The sequence below is a fragment of the Sphingobacterium sp. UBA5789 genome (assembly GCF_002418355.1).
Classification (GTDB): domain Bacteria; phylum Bacteroidota; class Bacteroidia; order Sphingobacteriales; family Sphingobacteriaceae; genus Sphingobacterium.
The window spans coordinates 365,044-381,519 of sequence record NZ_DIDX01000003.1; the positions used below are offsets into that span (position 1 = coordinate 365,044).

The 16,476-nt window shown below is 40.5% G+C and carries 18 protein-coding genes; all 18 read left to right on the forward strand.

The genetic code is table 11. From position 1 onward, the window contains the following. The first annotated feature begins 209 nt into the window (after positions 1-209). The 18 genes from B4B65_RS07925 to hypB all read left to right on the forward strand — a co-directional run bounded on the left by B4B65_RS07925 (position 210) and on the right by hypB (position 16,474). The gene (locus B4B65_RS07925) at positions 210-1,349 is read left to right on the forward strand and encodes an acyltransferase family protein (RefSeq protein WP_293914902.1); all 1,140 of its coding nucleotides are present in this window, start codon (positions 210-212) and stop codon (positions 1,347-1,349) included. Between the two features lie 206 nt (positions 1,350-1,555). Then, positions 1,556-2,212, forward strand: coding sequence for a hypothetical protein (locus tag B4B65_RS07930; RefSeq protein WP_293914904.1), 657 nt, complete (start codon positions 1,556-1,558; stop codon positions 2,210-2,212). A 288-nt stretch (positions 2,213-2,500) separates the two neighbouring features. Beyond that, a complete protein-coding gene (locus B4B65_RS07935) occupies positions 2,501-3,556 on the forward strand; it encodes a S66 family peptidase (protein WP_201680224.1) in 1,056 nt (351 codons plus the stop codon). Between the two features lie 150 nt (positions 3,557-3,706). Continuing rightward, positions 3,707-4,090: a hypothetical protein gene (locus tag B4B65_RS07940; protein ID WP_293914907.1), complete on the forward strand. Its 384-nt coding sequence runs from the start codon at positions 3,707-3,709 to the stop codon at positions 4,088-4,090. A gap of 121 nt (positions 4,091-4,211) precedes the next feature. Then, a complete protein-coding gene (locus tag B4B65_RS07945; protein ID WP_293914909.1) occupies positions 4,212-5,750 on the forward strand; it encodes a sulfatase in 1,539 nt (512 codons plus the stop codon). A 109-nt stretch (positions 5,751-5,859) separates the two neighbouring features. Continuing rightward, entirely contained in the window at positions 5,860-6,471 is a 612-nt protein-coding gene (locus B4B65_RS07950) for a DNA alkylation repair protein (protein ID WP_293914911.1), read from the forward strand. A 244-nt stretch (positions 6,472-6,715) separates the two neighbouring features. Beyond that, complete coding sequence (locus B4B65_RS07955; RefSeq protein WP_293914913.1) at positions 6,716-7,414, forward strand: response regulator transcription factor; 699 nt, start codon at positions 6,716-6,718, stop codon at positions 7,412-7,414. After that, a complete protein-coding gene (locus B4B65_RS07960; protein WP_293914915.1) occupies positions 7,398-8,780 on the forward strand; it encodes a sensor histidine kinase in 1,383 nt (460 codons plus the stop codon). The genes B4B65_RS07955 and B4B65_RS07960 overlap by 17 nt, the downstream gene beginning before the upstream one ends. Before the next feature lie 79 nt (positions 8,781-8,859). After that, a complete protein-coding gene (locus tag B4B65_RS07965) occupies positions 8,860-10,062 on the forward strand; it encodes a porin (RefSeq protein ID WP_293914917.1) in 1,203 nt (400 codons plus the stop codon). 46 nt (positions 10,063-10,108) lie between these two features. Further along, positions 10,109-10,411 (forward strand): urease subunit gamma, encoded by a 303-nt coding sequence (gene ureA, locus B4B65_RS07970; RefSeq protein ID WP_003010203.1) that lies wholly within the window; start codon positions 10,109-10,111, stop codon positions 10,409-10,411. Between the two features lie 18 nt (positions 10,412-10,429). Continuing rightward, complete coding sequence (gene ureB, locus B4B65_RS07975) at positions 10,430-10,801, forward strand: urease subunit beta (RefSeq protein WP_236582259.1); 372 nt, start codon at positions 10,430-10,432, stop codon at positions 10,799-10,801. A 19-nt stretch (positions 10,802-10,820) separates the two neighbouring features. Continuing rightward, positions 10,821-12,677 (forward strand): urease subunit alpha, encoded by a 1,857-nt coding sequence (gene ureC / locus B4B65_RS07980; RefSeq protein ID WP_293914921.1) that lies wholly within the window; start codon positions 10,821-10,823, stop codon positions 12,675-12,677. Next, positions 12,677-13,207, forward strand: a complete 531-nt coding sequence (locus tag B4B65_RS07985; protein ID WP_293914923.1) for an urease accessory protein UreE — start codon at positions 12,677-12,679, stop codon at positions 13,205-13,207. Before ureC ends, B4B65_RS07985 begins: the two co-directional genes overlap by 1 nt. Continuing rightward, positions 13,173-13,859 (forward strand): urease accessory protein UreF, encoded by a 687-nt coding sequence (locus B4B65_RS07990; RefSeq protein WP_201680216.1) that lies wholly within the window; start codon positions 13,173-13,175, stop codon positions 13,857-13,859. The genes B4B65_RS07985 and B4B65_RS07990 overlap by 35 nt, the downstream gene beginning before the upstream one ends. A gap of 11 nt (positions 13,860-13,870) precedes the next feature. Next, on the forward strand, positions 13,871-14,482 hold the full coding sequence (ureG, locus tag B4B65_RS07995; protein ID WP_002993342.1) for an urease accessory protein UreG: 612 nt from the start codon (positions 13,871-13,873) through the stop codon (positions 14,480-14,482). Between the two features lie 7 nt (positions 14,483-14,489). Next, positions 14,490-15,401 (forward strand): urease accessory protein UreD, encoded by a 912-nt coding sequence (locus B4B65_RS08000; protein WP_293914927.1) that lies wholly within the window; start codon positions 14,490-14,492, stop codon positions 15,399-15,401. 10 nt (positions 15,402-15,411) lie between these two features. After that, entirely contained in the window at positions 15,412-15,765 is a 354-nt protein-coding gene (locus B4B65_RS08005) for a hydrogenase maturation nickel metallochaperone HypA (RefSeq protein WP_293914929.1), read from the forward strand. Further along, on the forward strand, positions 15,758-16,474 hold the full coding sequence (gene hypB, locus B4B65_RS08010) for a hydrogenase nickel incorporation protein HypB (protein WP_293914931.1): 717 nt from the start codon (positions 15,758-15,760) through the stop codon (positions 16,472-16,474). The genes B4B65_RS08005 and hypB overlap by 8 nt, the downstream gene beginning before the upstream one ends. Positions 16,475-16,476: the final 2 nt, after the last annotated feature.

The window sequence follows — 16,476 nt, forward strand, 5'->3', positions numbered from 1 at the left end:
CACAAGCACCGCTATGCTAATGCTTGCGCTAGAAGTGGGCAGCAACATACGCAGCTAGCGCATTTGCCTTCATCCTCTACTCTTAGGAGCAAGTGTCCGCTTGTAACATAAACATATTAATGGGATAAAGACTATATTGTCATTTGGTGGGTTGGTTTTAAATAATTAATTTTCAGTGTTATATACTTTCAAAATAATCAACCTTTTGTATGGCCAGCATAAATCGTTATTACAAACCCGAATTAGATGTACTTCGTTTTTTTGCATTTCTTTCTGTATTCTTTGTTCACAGATTAGATCTGGCGCCTGTAGATCCTGAAAAGTATTACTGGGGGTATCACCTTAGCCTCGTAGGTAATTACGGAGTACCTTTATTCTTCTTTTTAAGTGCGTTTTTAATTACTGAATTACTGACAAGAGAGCAACAGCAATTTGGGAAAATCAATGTCAGATCGTTTTATATGCGGCGTATTTTACGTATCTGGCCACTCTATTTCACATTCTTTTTCGGAATGGTTTTATTGACATCGACAACGGATCAGTTTGGTGCAAAGATTCCTTCGGATGCACAGTTGGCATTTACATTTTTCTCAGGAAATTGGTATATTACTTTTAACGAATGGCAATCCTATTGCATTAACCCCTTATGGAGTGTATCTGTCGAAGAGCAGCTCTATATTTTGCTTCCTTTGGTTTTGTTCTTTACCGGCAGGAATGGACTTAAGGCAGGCTCTTATGTAGCACTGGCAGGAGCTTATGCGACCATTGTTTATTATGCTTTGCAACCAACAGAGGGGTTTAACGGTCAGTGGACTAACAGCTTTGTACAATTTCAATTCTTTGCGGCCGGCATTCTTTTATCTGTTTATTTAAAAGGCTGGCAACCCGATTGGGGTTTCATTCCCAGAATCGGATTATTTATTGCAGGATATGCTTGTTGGTTGACCGCATCCATGGCCTGCAAAGTCACAGCAGATGCACCGCATCTGACAACCGTTTCGGAATCGATAACCGGCTGGTTGCTGATATTGACGGGTGTTATGTGTTTTTTCTTTTCCTTGTACGGTGCTTCTCCTAGATTCATGCCCAAGCCATTCGTGTATCTGGGGAGGATCTCCTATGGAATGTATGTCTTTCATATTACTGTTTATTGGATTATCTATACTATATTCAAAGAAGAACTTGCTTTTTTTAGTGAAAGGATTGGTTTGCCGGAATGGAAAAATAATGTGGGTGCAATCGTTGCTTTTATTGTTACGGTAACAATTGCTGCTCTCTCGTACAGGTTCTTTGAAAAACCTTTTCTGCGGTTGAAAAAGAGATTTACATTTATTCCATCGAGAGACTAATAAAAGCACAACCTGTAGTCGAAGATCGTAAGGATAACTGAGAGGTTAGCTGAAGTTTACCCTCTTTTAAACAAGTATCCGCTTGTGATCTCAAGGAAAAGCACAAGCACCGCTACGCTAAAGCTTGCGCTGGAAGTGGTTGTTTAGTTATCTTTAATGTAATAAAATATCGCTATATTCGGTTTTGTTAATTTTTATTTTTAATTATGGCTTTTAAATCTTTGTCGAACAGTAGAAAATTTTTGTATTACGTTGCTGTCGTTTTTGTATTTCTATCAAGTTGTTCTAAGGATACGGTAAAACCCGAAACTGATGAAAAGGATACCGATATTCACAAATATGAAGTTCAGAAACTCACCTATTTCCTGGCAGAAAATGATAAAATAGATACTGTAAGAGTAGGCTTTGCTGCTGAAGAGTTTAGTAATCCGTCTGCAGCACTTATAAATGTTCAGCACAAAGAAATATTTGAGGATCTTATCAAAACTTCCGTTTTTCAATTTGATAAAAATGGAAAAGAACTTCCCAAGGATTTTGAAAAAGCATATCTTGAAGTGAGTATACCCGAAATCTATTATGGTGATGGTAGATTTAGTTACTACGAAGATCAGTTTTCACTGACGGATAGTTTACTAACAAAACCGTACAACCACCGGATGTCATATACTATGGGACTTAATATCCCCGCAAAATCAAAACTGATTCTTGAAAAAACCATTGACAAGTATACTATGACCTGTTCCTTTGAATTAATTGCGCGAAATAAAAATACAGGTCAGCTATTTACTTTAAATGGTAAATGGAAGGGTGTTTTGCGTTACACAAATGAAAGTTTTAAAGTCAGTCAGAAAGATTTAGATTAATAAAAGTTTTTTGGTTTTATTCCTCCGGCATAAACATCAGTTTGTGACATAAGCACAGCATCGCTACGCTAAAGCTTGCGCTAGGGTATAGAATAGACTAAGCTAAAAGAATATCACATAGCCTGCGTCGGTTGGCGTCCCCGCCAACTGCTAACAGATACGGATGAGGTACTGGTGAATTCGCATAGTTACACAGATCACTAAAAGGATTGAAAACTAATTTTGGGCAATCTCTTGCGCTTAAATTATAGTAACTTTACCGTTCATCACCTGCAAATTTCATGTTGTATGCTTAATAATACAGATCTTATTGAACTAATTGTTCCGAAAGCGTTGTCAAAAGGAGATAAAGTTGCCACTATTTCTATGTCGTGGGGTGCTGCCGGCGAATTACCATACCGCTATCTGAAAGGAAAGGAACGCCTGAGCCAAATTTTTAATCTTGAGGTCACTGAAACCAGACATGCGCTACATTCTGCAGAATGGATCTATAATAATCCGGAAGCCCGGGCTAACGATTTAATGGAAGCCTTTTCAGACTCTTCTATCAAGGCTGTTATCTCCAATATTGGCGGAGATGACAGTGTACGGATGCTAAAGTATATCGATCTGAATATTATTAAAAACAATCCTAAGATATTTCTGGGATTTTCAGACAGTACCATTACTCATTTTATCTGTCTTAAAGCCGGTTTAAGTTCGTTCTATGGTACATCGCTGTTAGTCGGTTTTGCAGAAAATCAGGCTATGCATGATTACCAGATCAATGATATCAGGAAAACATTATTTTCCCCTGTAGCCATTGGACAAATTATTCCAAATAATGAAGGCTGGACTACCGAATTTCTGGACTGGTTTGATATTACTCTGCAGGATGTAAAGAGAACCTTATCACCTGTTGATAACTGGAATTTTATAAGAGGAAATACTCGTGTACAGGGACGCTTGATCGGAGGCTGTATGGAAGTGCTGGAAATGCTCAAAGGAACAGATTACTGGCCTGCTCCTGAAGTCTGGAGAGATAGCATTCTGTTTTTCGAAACTTCGGAAGACAAACCTAAGCCGGCGTATATCAGATGGTGGTTAAGAAATTATGCAGCAACGGGAATACTCCAGAGTGCTAAAGGAATTATCTTTGGAAGACCTTATGACAATATGTATACAGAGCAGTATGAAGCTGAAATTTTGAAAGTGCTGGATGAAGAAGGCCTGTATGATTTGCCGGTTATTACACGTATGGATTTTGGTCATACCTGTCCTACTTTTACTATTCCATACGGAAGATTAGCGGAAATCAACTGTGTAAATAAAACATTTTCGATACTGGAAAACGGAGTGAACTGATCTTTGAGAAAGTGGAAGAATATAGTAAAGATAAAGAGTTGTCCCATTTCCTCTAATTTAGTACTGCTTTAAGAATGTTTTTTCTTTAATTTAGCAGACTTAGTCAACACAAATGTGTTCATACCAAGACAAAATTACCTGAAATAAAAAATGAAATTCAAACCGTTCTCACAGACTAAATACGTGTGGATAATACTCATCCTGCTTGCTATAATTTCGATCATATTTAAATCAAGTTACAGACAATATATTTATACAAACCAGATCAATGATTTCGGAGTTGCTGACGCTTCACCGAATTTCTTTGCAGGGCTTATTCTGGTGATCTTCTATTTTACTCAATACCAGAAGATAAGTTTACAGAAGCACGCTCTATTTACTGCGGTAGGACTCTTAGGATATGAGTTAATACAAGGCACAGTTTTCAAAAACAACTACTTTGATTATAAAGATATAATTGCGTCCATTCTGGGTGCCTTTGCAGGATATCTTGTATGTTCAAAATTTAAATCATTCATGGCGAATGAAAAGTAGCTTTTAATCTCATGCTTTAGACTGAGAAAGACCAGTCCTCATTGGAGAAATAAATGTATCTTGCATATTGAAGTTCGGAGTATCCATTCATTACCAATATCTGATCTAGATTTCACTACTTATGATAAAATCTTACAGCACAAAATTAGCCTGGACTATTATTTTTTTAGTGTTGGCCTGGAAAGCAGAAGCTCAATCAGCACCACCTAATATTGTCGTATTTTTTGTCGATGATCTGGGTTGGCAGGATATGTCTGAGCCTTTCTATAAAGAAATTACTCCTATAAACAGGAAATTTCATACTCCAAATCTGGAAAAACTGGCCAGAGAGTCCGTAAAATTTACGAATGCCTATGCTACTCCTGTGTGTACGCCATCACGTGTCAGTTTTCTGACCGGTTTGAATGCGGCACGTCATCGGGTAACTAACTGGACGCATCCTGTAGCCAACCGTCCGACAGACAATAAGGATGAAATCTTGTCTCCACCAGACTGGAATATTAATGGTTTAAGCCCTGTGCCTGATATTGAACATACGGTGTTTGCGACTCCCTTACCTAAGTTGTTACGTGATCAAGGTTATTTTACCATTCACGTCGGTAAAGCACATTGGGGATCAGCCGGTACACCAGGTGCCAGCCCGTTAAATCTGGGATTTATGGTAAATATTGCGGGACACTCCGCAGGACATCCGCAAAGCTATTATGGCGAACAAAACTATGGCAACCTTCCCGGCAAAACGAGCTATCAGGCCGTTCCTGACCTGATGGAATATTATGGAACATCTACATTTCTCACAGAAGCACTTACCAGAGATGCCTTAAAGTCGCTGGAAGAACCTCTGAAAAGAAAGCAGCCCGTCTTTTTGAATTTTTCCAATTATGCCGTTCATGTTCCTATTCAGGCAGACCCTCGCTTTGTACAACGCTATCTCGATGCGGGGCTGGATAGTACAGAAGCAGCATATGCTTCTTTGATAGAAGGATACGATAAGAGTATTGGTGATATTGTCCGGTATTTAAAGGATCATGATGCCTATGATAATACTGTCATCTTATTTGTCAGTGATAATGGAGGATTAAGTCTTACTCCTGCGCGTTCGGGTGAAATGCATACTCAGAATCTACCTTTACGCGCAGGGAAAGGATCTGTTTATGAAGGTGGTATCAGAGTACCCTTGCTGATCAAAAATGTAAAGAGCCGTAAACCGAAAGTGGAAGATACACCCGTTATTATGGAAGATCTGTTTCCGACAATACTGGAGATCGCAGGCGTTCGGAATAGCAATATGGAACAAAAACAGATCGACGGACATAGTGTATGCGTTTTGCTGGAAGGAAAGGCTGATGATTCGTGGAACAGCAGAAGCCTGATCTGGCATGTGCCTAATAAATGGATCAATACAGACGGACCCGGAATCAATTTTTTCTCTGCCATCCGGAAAGGGGATTATAAACTTCTCTATGATATGAAACGAGGGAAACTGGAACTCTATAATATAACGGAAGATATAGGCGAAAAAAACGATCTGAACTTAAAGATGAGATCTAAAACCATTGAATTGAGTAAGCTGCTATCGGATGAGCTGCGGAGTCGGGAGGCCCAGATGCCAACGGACAAACGGACAGGTCAGTCAATAAAATACCCAGATCAACTGTGAGTCATAAACTGTTCCATACGCTAAATTTTAATTAACCTGCCGGAGTAAGATGACGGTGCAGCTGGCTCCGTTTTTTTTATAATTTTCCAATAGTAAAAGGAGAACAAAGATGAAAGAGTTTGACTTTATACAAAGAATAATAAAAACAGAACATGGATTTAAACCCTTTGAAGAAGAGGCCTCCAGGATATTTCGGTCTTACTCCTTAGAGGATTCTAAAAAGATAGCTCTCGAACTTTTGCGTCATGATTTTTATCAGGTCCGTTCGGTAGGAATCTTTATCCTCGGATATATCGCTTCGGAAGATAAGACGGTTCTTTCTGTGCTAAAGGAAATTGCCCGCAACGATGAAAGCTGGCAGGTACAGGAGATCATAGCAAAGGCCTTTGATCAGTTTTGCCGGGACAACAGTTATGAACATTCATTACCCGAAATCAAACAATGGTTAGACGAAAAGCACCCGAATATTTGCAGGGCAGTTACAGAGGGATTAAGAATCTGGACAAGTCGTCCTTACTTTAAAGAGCATCCGCAAGAAGCAATCCGATTGATTAGTCTGCACAAGGCAAGTGACAGTGAATATCTTCGTAAATCGGTTGGAAATTCTTTACGGGATATCCGTAAAAAACACCCTGAGTATGTTGAAAGTGAGATTTCTCAATGGGATTTGTCAGATGACAGGATTGCACATACATATAAGTCTGTTCTCAAAAAGCCGTAAGAATTGAACTGGAATTTTCCGGTTTAATTGCAACGTATATTTATCTGTTTTTGATCATTATCGCGTCATATTGAATGAAAAATTATTTCGTTTAAACTGATTAATAAAATTAAATTACAATATTTGTGATTGAGGAAATTTTTCACCCGGAGAATCCTGCGACAACATTTTGTAAACAAAATGTTCATTACTGCATAGCACACATAACTGTTATACTCTGGGCTTTCATTTTAATTAAGAAGATTTGGAAATATTATTGGTAGAGGATGACAGCGCTGTAGTTTCGCTAATTCGTCGGGGGTTATCCGAATTGAATTTCAACATTTCAGTAGCGCTCAACGGTCTTACAGGACTGGAAATGGCTGTTTCGGGTAGTTATGATCTGATTATTCTTGATGTTATGCTTCCGGGGATGGACGGATTAAAAGTCTGCCGTAATATCCGCCAGAAAAAGAAAAATGTTCCTATTCTTATCCTCTCAGCTCTTGATCAGCCCGAAGATATAGTTGACGGATTCAAAAGCGATGCAGATGACTACCTGACCAAGCCCTTCAATATGGAAGAGCTAAAAGCCCGTGTCAGTAGATTCTCCAGAAAAATAAGTCATACAGGAATAGTCGAAGAAAATACCAACTTACAGTTTGCAGATCTTACTCTGGATTACAGCAGCAAGATCGCAAAACGTCAGGATGCGGATATCGCTCTTACTGCTACCGAATTCCGCCTGCTTGAATTTCTTATGAAAAACCAAAAGCGGGTAGTATCCAGAATAGATATCCTGGAAGGTGTATGGGGGATGGATTTCAATCTCAGCACCAATGTAGTGGATGTGTATGTCAATTACCTGCGTAATAAAATTGATAAAGGGTATAACAAAAAGTTGTTACACACGGTTGTAGGTATGGGCTATGTCTTAAGAGATGTTGATGAGATTAAGAACTAAAATAATCCTTCTTTTTAACCTGATCTGCTGGACGCTCATCATTGGGTTTGCTCTCTATATATCATATTTCACACGTGATAGTTTACAGACCAAATTTTTCCACCGGCTGGAAGAGAATGCCAAAATTGTGGGAAAGCATACTATTGAAAAAGCCGAACACATAAATGAGTTATACTATGAGGTGATGCGCCCTTATCTTCGTCAGCTGACAGAAGGAAAGGATTACATCATACGGATAGATAAAGGTGAAAAACAAATCTATTCCAAGCCTGATCTCCCTGTGCCTGGCGATTTTTATAAGGAAGTAATTTCCTCCGGGCAGGCGCAGTATATGGATAAAGATACTGCATATTTTGCACTCTATTTTCATGGCCCGCCTGCTGAGAAAGATCTTATTATTGTTTCTTCAGGACGCGATGATTACGGATTGGGAGAGCAGGTCAGTCTGGACAGGACACTGATAAATGCAGGTTTGTTCAGCATTGTGATTGTAGCCCTTATTTCCTATCTCTTTGCCCGGCATATTATTAAACCTATTGCTACGATTAATAAAGAAATTGATAAAATCAGTATTTCTAACTTAAATCTCAGACTTGACAAACCTAATCAGGTCAATGATGAGGTCTCCATGCTTGTGGATAGCTTTAACGATATGATAAGTCGTCTGGAGTTATCTGTCAAGTCCCAAAAAAGTTTTATTGCCAATGCTTCTCATTCTTTTCGTACCCCACTTACTATTATAAAAGGAGAGGCTGAACTTACTTTGCGTGACAAGAGTCTGGGTGATGAATCGGTAAAGTCTTTGAAAAATATAATTGCAGAGACAGACAGCATTATCAGTATGATTAACAATCTGCTGATGATTGCACGATCCGGTTTGGAAGACAGCAAAAAGGATTACCATACTGTGCGTATGGATGAAGTGTTGTTCAAGGTAATCAGTTCCGAAAGACAGGCAGAAGATTATCAGTCCATTCACCTGGATTTTGAAGCTATGCCGGAGGACAGTTCGCTCATGGAAGTATATGGCAATGCGAATCTGTTGTTTATTGCGCTTAGTAATATAGTATCCAATGCCTGTAAATACGGCAAGGATCTCGATGTGCGTATATCCTTAAGTTCTGTAAGAAACAATGTGGTCATCAATATTCAGGATCAGGGAATAGGGATTCCGGATCAGGAACAGAAATTTGTGTATGATTCCTTTTACAGAGCATCCAATGTACAGAATATACATGGTACAGGATTAGGATTATTGCTTGCCAAAAATATTATTGATCTTCATGACGGAGATCTGATACTTCAATCTAAAGAAGGAGAAGGGACACACGTACGTGTAGTGTTACCCGGGAATAAAATATTCTAAGACTATTCTAATCTCATTCTTATGAGTTTCTAAATCGGTAGAGGTATCCTTGTTAAAATCAAGGTATCTCACTTCATTTATGAAACGTATAACATTTACATTTCTTCTTACAGGGCTAATTCATGTGGTTTGCGCACAGCAAAATCGTAGTTCTTTGTTAAATCCTTCTGGTCAGGCAGTAAGTAAAGACGATTCTTTGCAAAATGAGCTCGATCGGGCTCAACTTTTCAAGTTTGATGTCTTGCTACGTACGGCTTTTGATGCCGATAATCTGGGAAAAGAAGAGGCTTTAAGCCGCTTTAATCTGGAAGAAGCACGCCTTTACTTATATGGTGATTATAATGATCGTCTGTCTTATAAAGTAAGATTCCGGCTCAACAGGTCGTTTTCGCCTTTAGGTCTGGACAATTCTTCCCAAGCTTTGGACTATGCTGCCATAGAGTACAAATTCGGTAAAAAGCGAGACTGGTCTGTCACACTTGGAAAACAGAGTGCTATGGTAGGCTCCTACGAATTTGAAAACAATCCCATTTACGAATTTATGTTTACCGACTATGTAGACCGTATATTAAATCTGTTTGTGGTCGGAGGTAAACTTGCTTATAATGTAAATCCGGATCACAGTTTTCATATACAATTATACAATACAGTCAACAATACTTTTGATACTCATCTGGCCAATAATGGTTTTGTAATGGGGGATCTGAAACGAGCTAAAGCTCCTATAGGCGGGTATTTTACCTGGGTAGGTTCATTTGCCGACAAGCGTTTTCAGACCAAATGGTCTTATAATCTGGCACAGTTTGCAGAAGGAAGAGCTACTCAGGCGGTTTCACTGGCCAATAAATACAAGACAGATAAACAGATGATCTATCTGGATCTGCAATACTCTCATATGGGTGCGGATCATGCGCTTATTGGATCCAGAGCTATCAATGATTTCTATGCCCGGACAGGTGATCAGCGTCAGCTCGCAAAAAACGTGGTATACAAATCAGCGGTATTGCGTTATGATCAGTTTCTGGATGATAAATGGGAAGTAGCACTTAAAGGTGCTGTAGAAACTGCCGGAAGTAAGGATGATGAAACTGTCGGTAATAATTTCAGAACAAACTATACCTATTTCGCCGCATTACAACACAAGCCCTTCAAAAAACAGGATTTACGATTCTATGTAGGATATGTGGGCAATAGTGTGAGATATGCCGACCGGATGGCTATGGACAAAACACAGTTCAACAGATTGACTGTCGGAGGATACTTTACCATTCCTGTTTATTAGGTAATCAACAACTAAAAGAAGGTCTTATTTTAATATTCAAAACAGCATGCATTTAACACCAAGAGAAACAGAAAAGTTAATGTTGCATCTAGCAGGAGAACTAGCAGCAAAGCGATTAAAACGAGGAGTGAAACTTAATTATCCGGAGAGTATTGCATACATCAGTGCCGAACTAATGGAGAAAGCACGGGATGGGAAAAGTGTTGCGGAACTGATGGAATGGGGTACTAAATTACTGAAAAGAAAACAGGTGATGGAAGGTGTTCCGGAGATGATACACGATGTACAGATTGAAGTTACATTTCCGGATGGTACCAAACTGGTGACCGTTCATAATCCTATCCGATAACATTTAAAAAACAAATTTATGGTACCTGGAGAATACTTTTTGAAAGCCGGAGATATTAAAGCGAATGCCGGCTATAAGACAATACATGTGGTGGTTGCCAATACGGGCGATCGTCCGATACAGATCGGATCACACTATCATTTTTTCGAAGTGAATAAAGCTTTGGAGTTCGACCGTGAAAAAACCTTTGGTATGCGCCTGAATATTCCGGCCAGTACAGCGGTAAGGTTCGAACCCGGAGAAAAGAAAGAAGTCATTTTGGTAGAGATTGGCGGAGATAAGGAAATACACGGTTTCAATGGTCTGACCAATGGAAAGTATACCAGTGAAAAGGTTAAATCTGCCGCAATTTCTAAAATGAAAAAACAACAGTTTAAATCATCTCAATAACTTTTTAAAAGAACGTATTATGAGTGAATGGAATAGAAGAGACTGGATTAAGATCGTAGGTCTGGCTTCCGCAAGTATTGCAACGACTAAACTTAATGCCTTAGGTCTCGAAAAATTAGGACTTGATAAATCATCTATCCGTTATGATGAAGATGGCGGACTGTATATACCCCGCCATAAATATGCTTCACTTTTCGGACCAACGACAGGCGATAAAGTACGTCTGGCTGATACCGAACTGATGATCGAAATCGAAAAAGACTACGCGGTATACGGAGAAGAGAATAAGTTTGGTGGTGGTAAAACTATCCGTGATGGTATGGGACAGTCTGCGCGCGCCTTACGGGACGAAGATGTTCTGGATTTCTGTATCAACAATGTCATTATAATTGATCATTGGGGTATTGTAAAGGCCGATGTCGGTATCAAAGACGGTAAGATTGTAGGTGTTGGTAAAGCCGGTAATCCGGATGTACAGGATGGAGTTACCAAAGGAATGATCATTGGCCCGTCCACTGAAGTACACGGAGGAGCTGGTATGATCATGACAGCAGGAGGTATCGATACCCACATTCATTTTATCAGTCCTACACAAATCGAAACGGCTCTCTATAGCGGTGTGACTACCTTTATCGGAGGAGGAACCGGACCTGCTGATGGTACCAATGCTACTACAGTTACTTCCGGAAAGTGGTTTATCCATAAAATGCTGGAAGCATTCGAAAATCTTCCGATCAATGTCGGTTTCTTTGGTAAAGGGAACGTGTCTACAACCAGACCTATTGAAGAACAGATTGAAGCAGGCGCATTAGGTGTTAAGATACACGAAGATTGGGGAGCTACACCCTCTACTATTGATGCAGCTCTGAAAGTGGCTGACAAGTATGATGTACAGGTGGCGATCCATACCGATACCCTGAATGAGGCAGGTTTTCTTGAAGACACAGTAGCCGCTATCGATGGTCGTGTGATTCACACATTCCATACTGAAGGTGCCGGTGGAGGACATGCTCCTGATATTATCAAGATTGCGATGTATCCTAACATTCTTCCGGCATCCACCAATCCCACAAAGCCGTTTACAGTCAATACTGCAGAAGAACATCTTGACATGCTGATGGTATGCCACCATCTGGACAAGAATGTGAAAGAAGATCTTGCCTTTGCTGATTCCCGTATACGTCCGCAGACCATTGCTGCCGAAGATATTCTACAGGACATGGGTGTCTTTTCCATTATGAGTTCAGACAGTCAGGCTATGGGACGTGTAGGTGAAGTTATCTCCCGTACCTTCCAGACTGCGCATAAAATGAAAGTACAACGTGGTCCGCTGGATCGTGACAGCGGTACAGGTAATGACAATTTCCGTGTAAAAAGATACATTTCCAAATTTACGATCAATCCGGCCAAAGCCCATGGTATCGATAAATATGTTGGTTCTATTGAACCCGGAAAATATGCCGATCTCATTCTTTGGAAACCTGAATTGTTTGGAGTCAAACCCGAAATGATAATCAAAGCCGGAATGGTTCTGGGAGCAAAAATGGGAGATGCCAATGCATCTATCCCTACACCGCAGCCCATTATATACCGCCAGATGTTCGGTAATTTCGGAAAGGCTGTGTCTAATATTTGTTTCAACTTTGTGTCTAAAGTCTCTATTGAAAACGGAACGATCGATTCACTCAAACTGGCCAGAAAAAGCCTGCCGGTAGAAGGGTGTCGTAAAGTGATGAAGAAGGACATGGTACATAATGATGCGACCCCGAATATTGTGGTGGATCCTGAAACATATGATGTAACAGTAGATGGCGTATTAGCTACATGTGAGCCTATGGGTGAACTTCCAATGGCACAACGCTACTTCCTGTTCTAATGATTCGTTCACATAACATAGCAGGCAATATCTATCGTTCATCCGAATCGTTTCAAGAACTTGAAAAAGATTATCTGGAACTGGAATGGTATGAAACAGACAAAGGTATTTTACGTCGGTTTACAACCGGAGGACGTGAGATTGGCTTTCGTAATCAGACGGCCCAATCCCTGGAGAATGGTGATGTTATCTTCAGGGACACGTCCTTGTGTGTGGCGATCCGGATTTTGCCTTGTTTATGTTTAGTGATACATCCGGTAAATATGCTGGAAATGGCAAATGTTTGTTTCGAAATAGGAAACCGGCATTTGCCTGTTTCTATCCGCTCCTCATCCGAGGTAGTGATTGCTTATGAGGACCCATTATACCGGTTACTTGTAAAGCAGGGCTATCATACTGTAATTGAAGACCGGGTATTACAGCAGACACAGACGTTGCGTATCCATGAATGGACGCAGAAAACAAAATTTAAAATAACATTAGCAAGTAAGATAAATGAATCCTTTGTTGACCCTGCTGCAGATCAATGATTCTGTATTTCCAATCGGGAGTTTTACACATTCCTATGGCTTGGAAACGTATATACACGAACGTATCGTACACAACAGTGTGACGGCACAGGAATATGCAGAATCCATGCTGAGACATAGTGTGTTTTATAATGATGCTGCATTTTTTCATCAGGCCTGGACCTTGTGTGAAGGTAAGTTTAGTAAAACAGCATTGCTGAAGCTGGATAATCTGGTTACTTCTCTCAAATCTCCTGCTGAAATCAGAGAGGCAAGCCGTAAGCTGGCTATTCGTTTTCTAAAGGTGGTAGAGAGTTTTAAGTCCGTAAAACGATGCCGGACTTATCTGGAGGCGATACAATCAGGAGAGGCCGGAGGACATTATGCAATTGCACTGGCGATGTATGCACAGTCCCAGCAAATAGCATATTCCGATGCGTTAAGTGCATTTTATTACAATACCCTCAATGGTATGGTCACCAACTGCGCCAAACTCGTTCCTATCAGTCAGATGGACGGACAGAAAATGATGTTTAATCTTCAGGGATTGATACAGGAGCTCGTCGGAAAACAAAAAGATATGGATCCTGATATGCTTGGCAACTGTTGCGTGGCACAGGATGTACGCTGTATGCAGCATGAGAAACTTTATACCAGGATTTACATTTCATAAGAATAACAGACATGGATAGAAAATATGTGAAAATAGGAGTGGCCGGACCTGTAGGTTCAGGTAAGACCGCTTTAATAGAAAGACTGACCAGACAGATGGCTACGGATTACAGCATCTGTGTAGTGACCAATGATATATACACCCGTGAAGATGCACAGTTTCTGCAAAAAAACTCTACTCTTCCTGCAGAACGTATTTCAGGTGTAGAGACAGGAGGTTGTCCGCATACAGCAATACGGGAAGATGCTTCTATGAACATTGAAGCAGTAGAAGAGCTGGTTCAGCGTTTTCCGGATACGGAAATCGTATTTGTGGAAAGTGGAGGAGATAATCTTACCGCAACATTTAGCCCTGATCTGGCAGACATTACCATCTTCGTAATCGATGTGGCAGAGGGAGAAAAAATTCCACGTAAAGGTGGCCCGGGGATTACCCGCTCGGATCTGCTGCTGATCAATAAAATAGATCTTGCGCCTTATGTGCATGCAGATCTGTCTGTCATGGAGCGTGATGCAAAACGTATGCGCGGAGAAAGACCATTCATCTTTACCAATCTGATGACATTAGAAGGACTGGAAGATGTAAAAAGCTGGATAAAAAAATATGCACTGTTAGAAAACTAGACCCGGAATGGAAAGTAGTATTAAGATCAATGTCGAAAGAGAAGGTACCTATAGTGTGTTGAAGGAAAGTTATCATAATGCTCCTTACAAACTGACACATTATGGCGCTCCGCGGGCACAGGAACATCTGGAGATGATCATTATGAGTGCCTCGCCCGGTATTATGGACGAAGATCATTTGGCTATTGATATCCGTGTAAAGAAAGATGCCCGTTTCAAACTGTTTACGCAGTCTTTTAATAAACTGCATCCCATGAAAAAGGGAGCAACTCAGGATACGGTAATCAAACTGGAAGCAAACAGTATACTGCAGTACGTCCCGCATCCTGTTACTCCTTTCAAAGATGCCATCTTTCGTGCAACCAATCGTATTGATATGCACGAGACGGCAACATTGATTTGGGGAGATATTATCAGTGCCGGCAGAATTTATATGAATGAAGCTTTCCAGTTTCAGAAAGTACACAGCCGTACAACATTGTACAGAGACGGGAAACTGATCTACACAGACAATCAATGCCTGATGCCACATGAGCAACCTGTAAGGAAGTTATTATTCTTTGAAAACTATACCCATCAGGCCGCTTTTATCTATTCAGGTCCGTTTGCCAAATTGATGAAGGAAGAGTTTGATGAGATACTGGCGGGATCATATGAAGATATTACTTTCGGTTTTACATACTGTGCTGATAACAGCATTTTGTTGCGGGCACTCGGACATGATGGTGAATTATTGTACAGCTTTCTGACGATGCTGTCGCAAATGTGCTGGGAGTTTACCCTGCATCAGCAGCAATTGTTGATGAACGAAAGTGTATTGCCAGCACAAGAGAACCAGGAGGCTGGAGATACAGAAATTCCGGAGCCTAAAGCTCCTGCTGCAAAGAGAAAGAAAAGTAGAAAACAAGCAGCTGCTTAACATTACGACTATGCACGAAACCGGAATAATACAAGAGATATTTGAGACCCTGCGGGAAGAATACCCCGACCGATATCAGGAAATCGTGAAAATCAGACTGGAAGCAGGACTATTAAGTAATATTCAGCCTATTCTGATACAGAATGCTTTTGAAGCCTACATTACAGATGATGCGTGGTTTCGCGATACAGAGCTCGAGGTAAAGGTGCTACCCATACTGGCCTTTTGCGATAACTGTAAAAAGTCTTTTGAGGTCGTTTTTCACCGGTTTGTCTGTAATTGCGGTATCACATCCGACAAAGTAGTTCAGGGAGAAGAGTTAAGAATAACACAGGTTACATTTAAAAATAAGGAACATGAGTAATACAGCAATACCTAAAAGCAATCAAATGCCGGTAGGATCGGTACAATGCGAAAATACATCATTAAATCTACTAAAGGCCAATGATTTTGTGGCAAAAGCTATCCGTGAGCGATTGGCAGATATTTGTATCATCAATATCTGTTCCTCCCCGGGTAGTGGTAAAACTACGTTAATGCAGGAGACTGGCAAACGTCTGGGAAAGCAGCTGAATATCGCTGTACTGGTCGGAGATCCGGAAACGGAAAGAGATGCCGTACGTATGCGTGAAGTAGGAATAAATGCTTTACAGATCGTGACGGGAGGAATGTGTCATATAGAAGCGCAGATGATTCTGCAGGCATTAGATCATATCAATCTGGATAATGTGGATCTACTGTTTATAGAGAATGTAGGCAATCTGGTATGCCCTGCAGCCTTTGATCTGGGAGAAGACTATCGTGTAACTTTGCTTGCTGCAACAGAAGGAGACGACAAGCCCAAGAAATATGCACGGATGTTTTTGACCAGCGAACTGATGGTCGTTTCAAAAGCAGATCTTTTGCCCCATGTGCCCTTTTCAATTGATGCTGTAACTAAAGATGCACAGGAAGTCAATCCAAAGCTGGAAGTCCTTACGATCAGCAGTCTGAATGGGGATGGTATGGATGAATGGTGTGCATGGCTAAATAGTAAAGTCGAAGAAAAGAAAGCCTCCAAAATAAAGCAGTAGCC

What these genes read in the sequence shown, in the direction of transcription:
- B4B65_RS07925 (WP_293914902.1), top strand. Translation starts at nt 210, where the DNA reads ATGGCCAGCATAAATCGTTATTACAAACCCGAATTAGATGTACTTCGT.
- B4B65_RS07930 (WP_293914904.1), top strand. Translation starts at nt 1,556, where the DNA reads ATGGCTTTTAAATCTTTGTCGAACAGTAGAAAATTTTTGTATTACGTT.
- B4B65_RS07935 (WP_201680224.1), top strand. Translation starts at nt 2,501, where the DNA reads ATGCTTAATAATACAGATCTTATTGAACTAATTGTTCCGAAAGCGTTG.
- B4B65_RS07940 (WP_293914907.1), top strand. Translation starts at nt 3,707, where the DNA reads ATGAAATTCAAACCGTTCTCACAGACTAAATACGTGTGGATAATACTC.
- B4B65_RS07945 (WP_293914909.1), top strand. Translation starts at nt 4,212, where the DNA reads ATGATAAAATCTTACAGCACAAAATTAGCCTGGACTATTATTTTTTTA.
- B4B65_RS07950 (WP_293914911.1), top strand. Translation starts at nt 5,860, where the DNA reads ATGAAAGAGTTTGACTTTATACAAAGAATAATAAAAACAGAACATGGA.
- B4B65_RS07960 (WP_293914915.1), top strand. Translation starts at nt 7,398, where the DNA reads ATGAGATTAAGAACTAAAATAATCCTTCTTTTTAACCTGATCTGCTGG.
- B4B65_RS07965 (WP_293914917.1), top strand. Translation starts at nt 8,860, where the DNA reads ATGAAACGTATAACATTTACATTTCTTCTTACAGGGCTAATTCATGTG.
- ureA (WP_003010203.1), top strand. Translation starts at nt 10,109, where the DNA reads ATGCATTTAACACCAAGAGAAACAGAAAAGTTAATGTTGCATCTAGCA.
- ureB (WP_236582259.1), top strand. Translation starts at nt 10,430, where the DNA reads ATGGTACCTGGAGAATACTTTTTGAAAGCCGGAGATATTAAAGCGAAT.
- ureC (WP_293914921.1), top strand. Translation starts at nt 10,821, where the DNA reads ATGAGTGAATGGAATAGAAGAGACTGGATTAAGATCGTAGGTCTGGCT.
- B4B65_RS07985 (WP_293914923.1), top strand. Translation starts at nt 12,677, where the DNA reads ATGATTCGTTCACATAACATAGCAGGCAATATCTATCGTTCATCCGAA.
- B4B65_RS07990 (WP_201680216.1), top strand. Translation starts at nt 13,173, where the DNA reads ATGAATCCTTTGTTGACCCTGCTGCAGATCAATGATTCTGTATTTCCA.
- ureG (WP_002993342.1), top strand. Translation starts at nt 13,871, where the DNA reads ATGGATAGAAAATATGTGAAAATAGGAGTGGCCGGACCTGTAGGTTCA.
- B4B65_RS08000 (WP_293914927.1), top strand. Translation starts at nt 14,490, where the DNA reads ATGGAAAGTAGTATTAAGATCAATGTCGAAAGAGAAGGTACCTATAGT.
- B4B65_RS08005 (WP_293914929.1), top strand. Translation starts at nt 15,412, where the DNA reads ATGCACGAAACCGGAATAATACAAGAGATATTTGAGACCCTGCGGGAA.
- hypB (WP_293914931.1), top strand. Translation starts at nt 15,758, where the DNA reads ATGAGTAATACAGCAATACCTAAAAGCAATCAAATGCCGGTAGGATCG.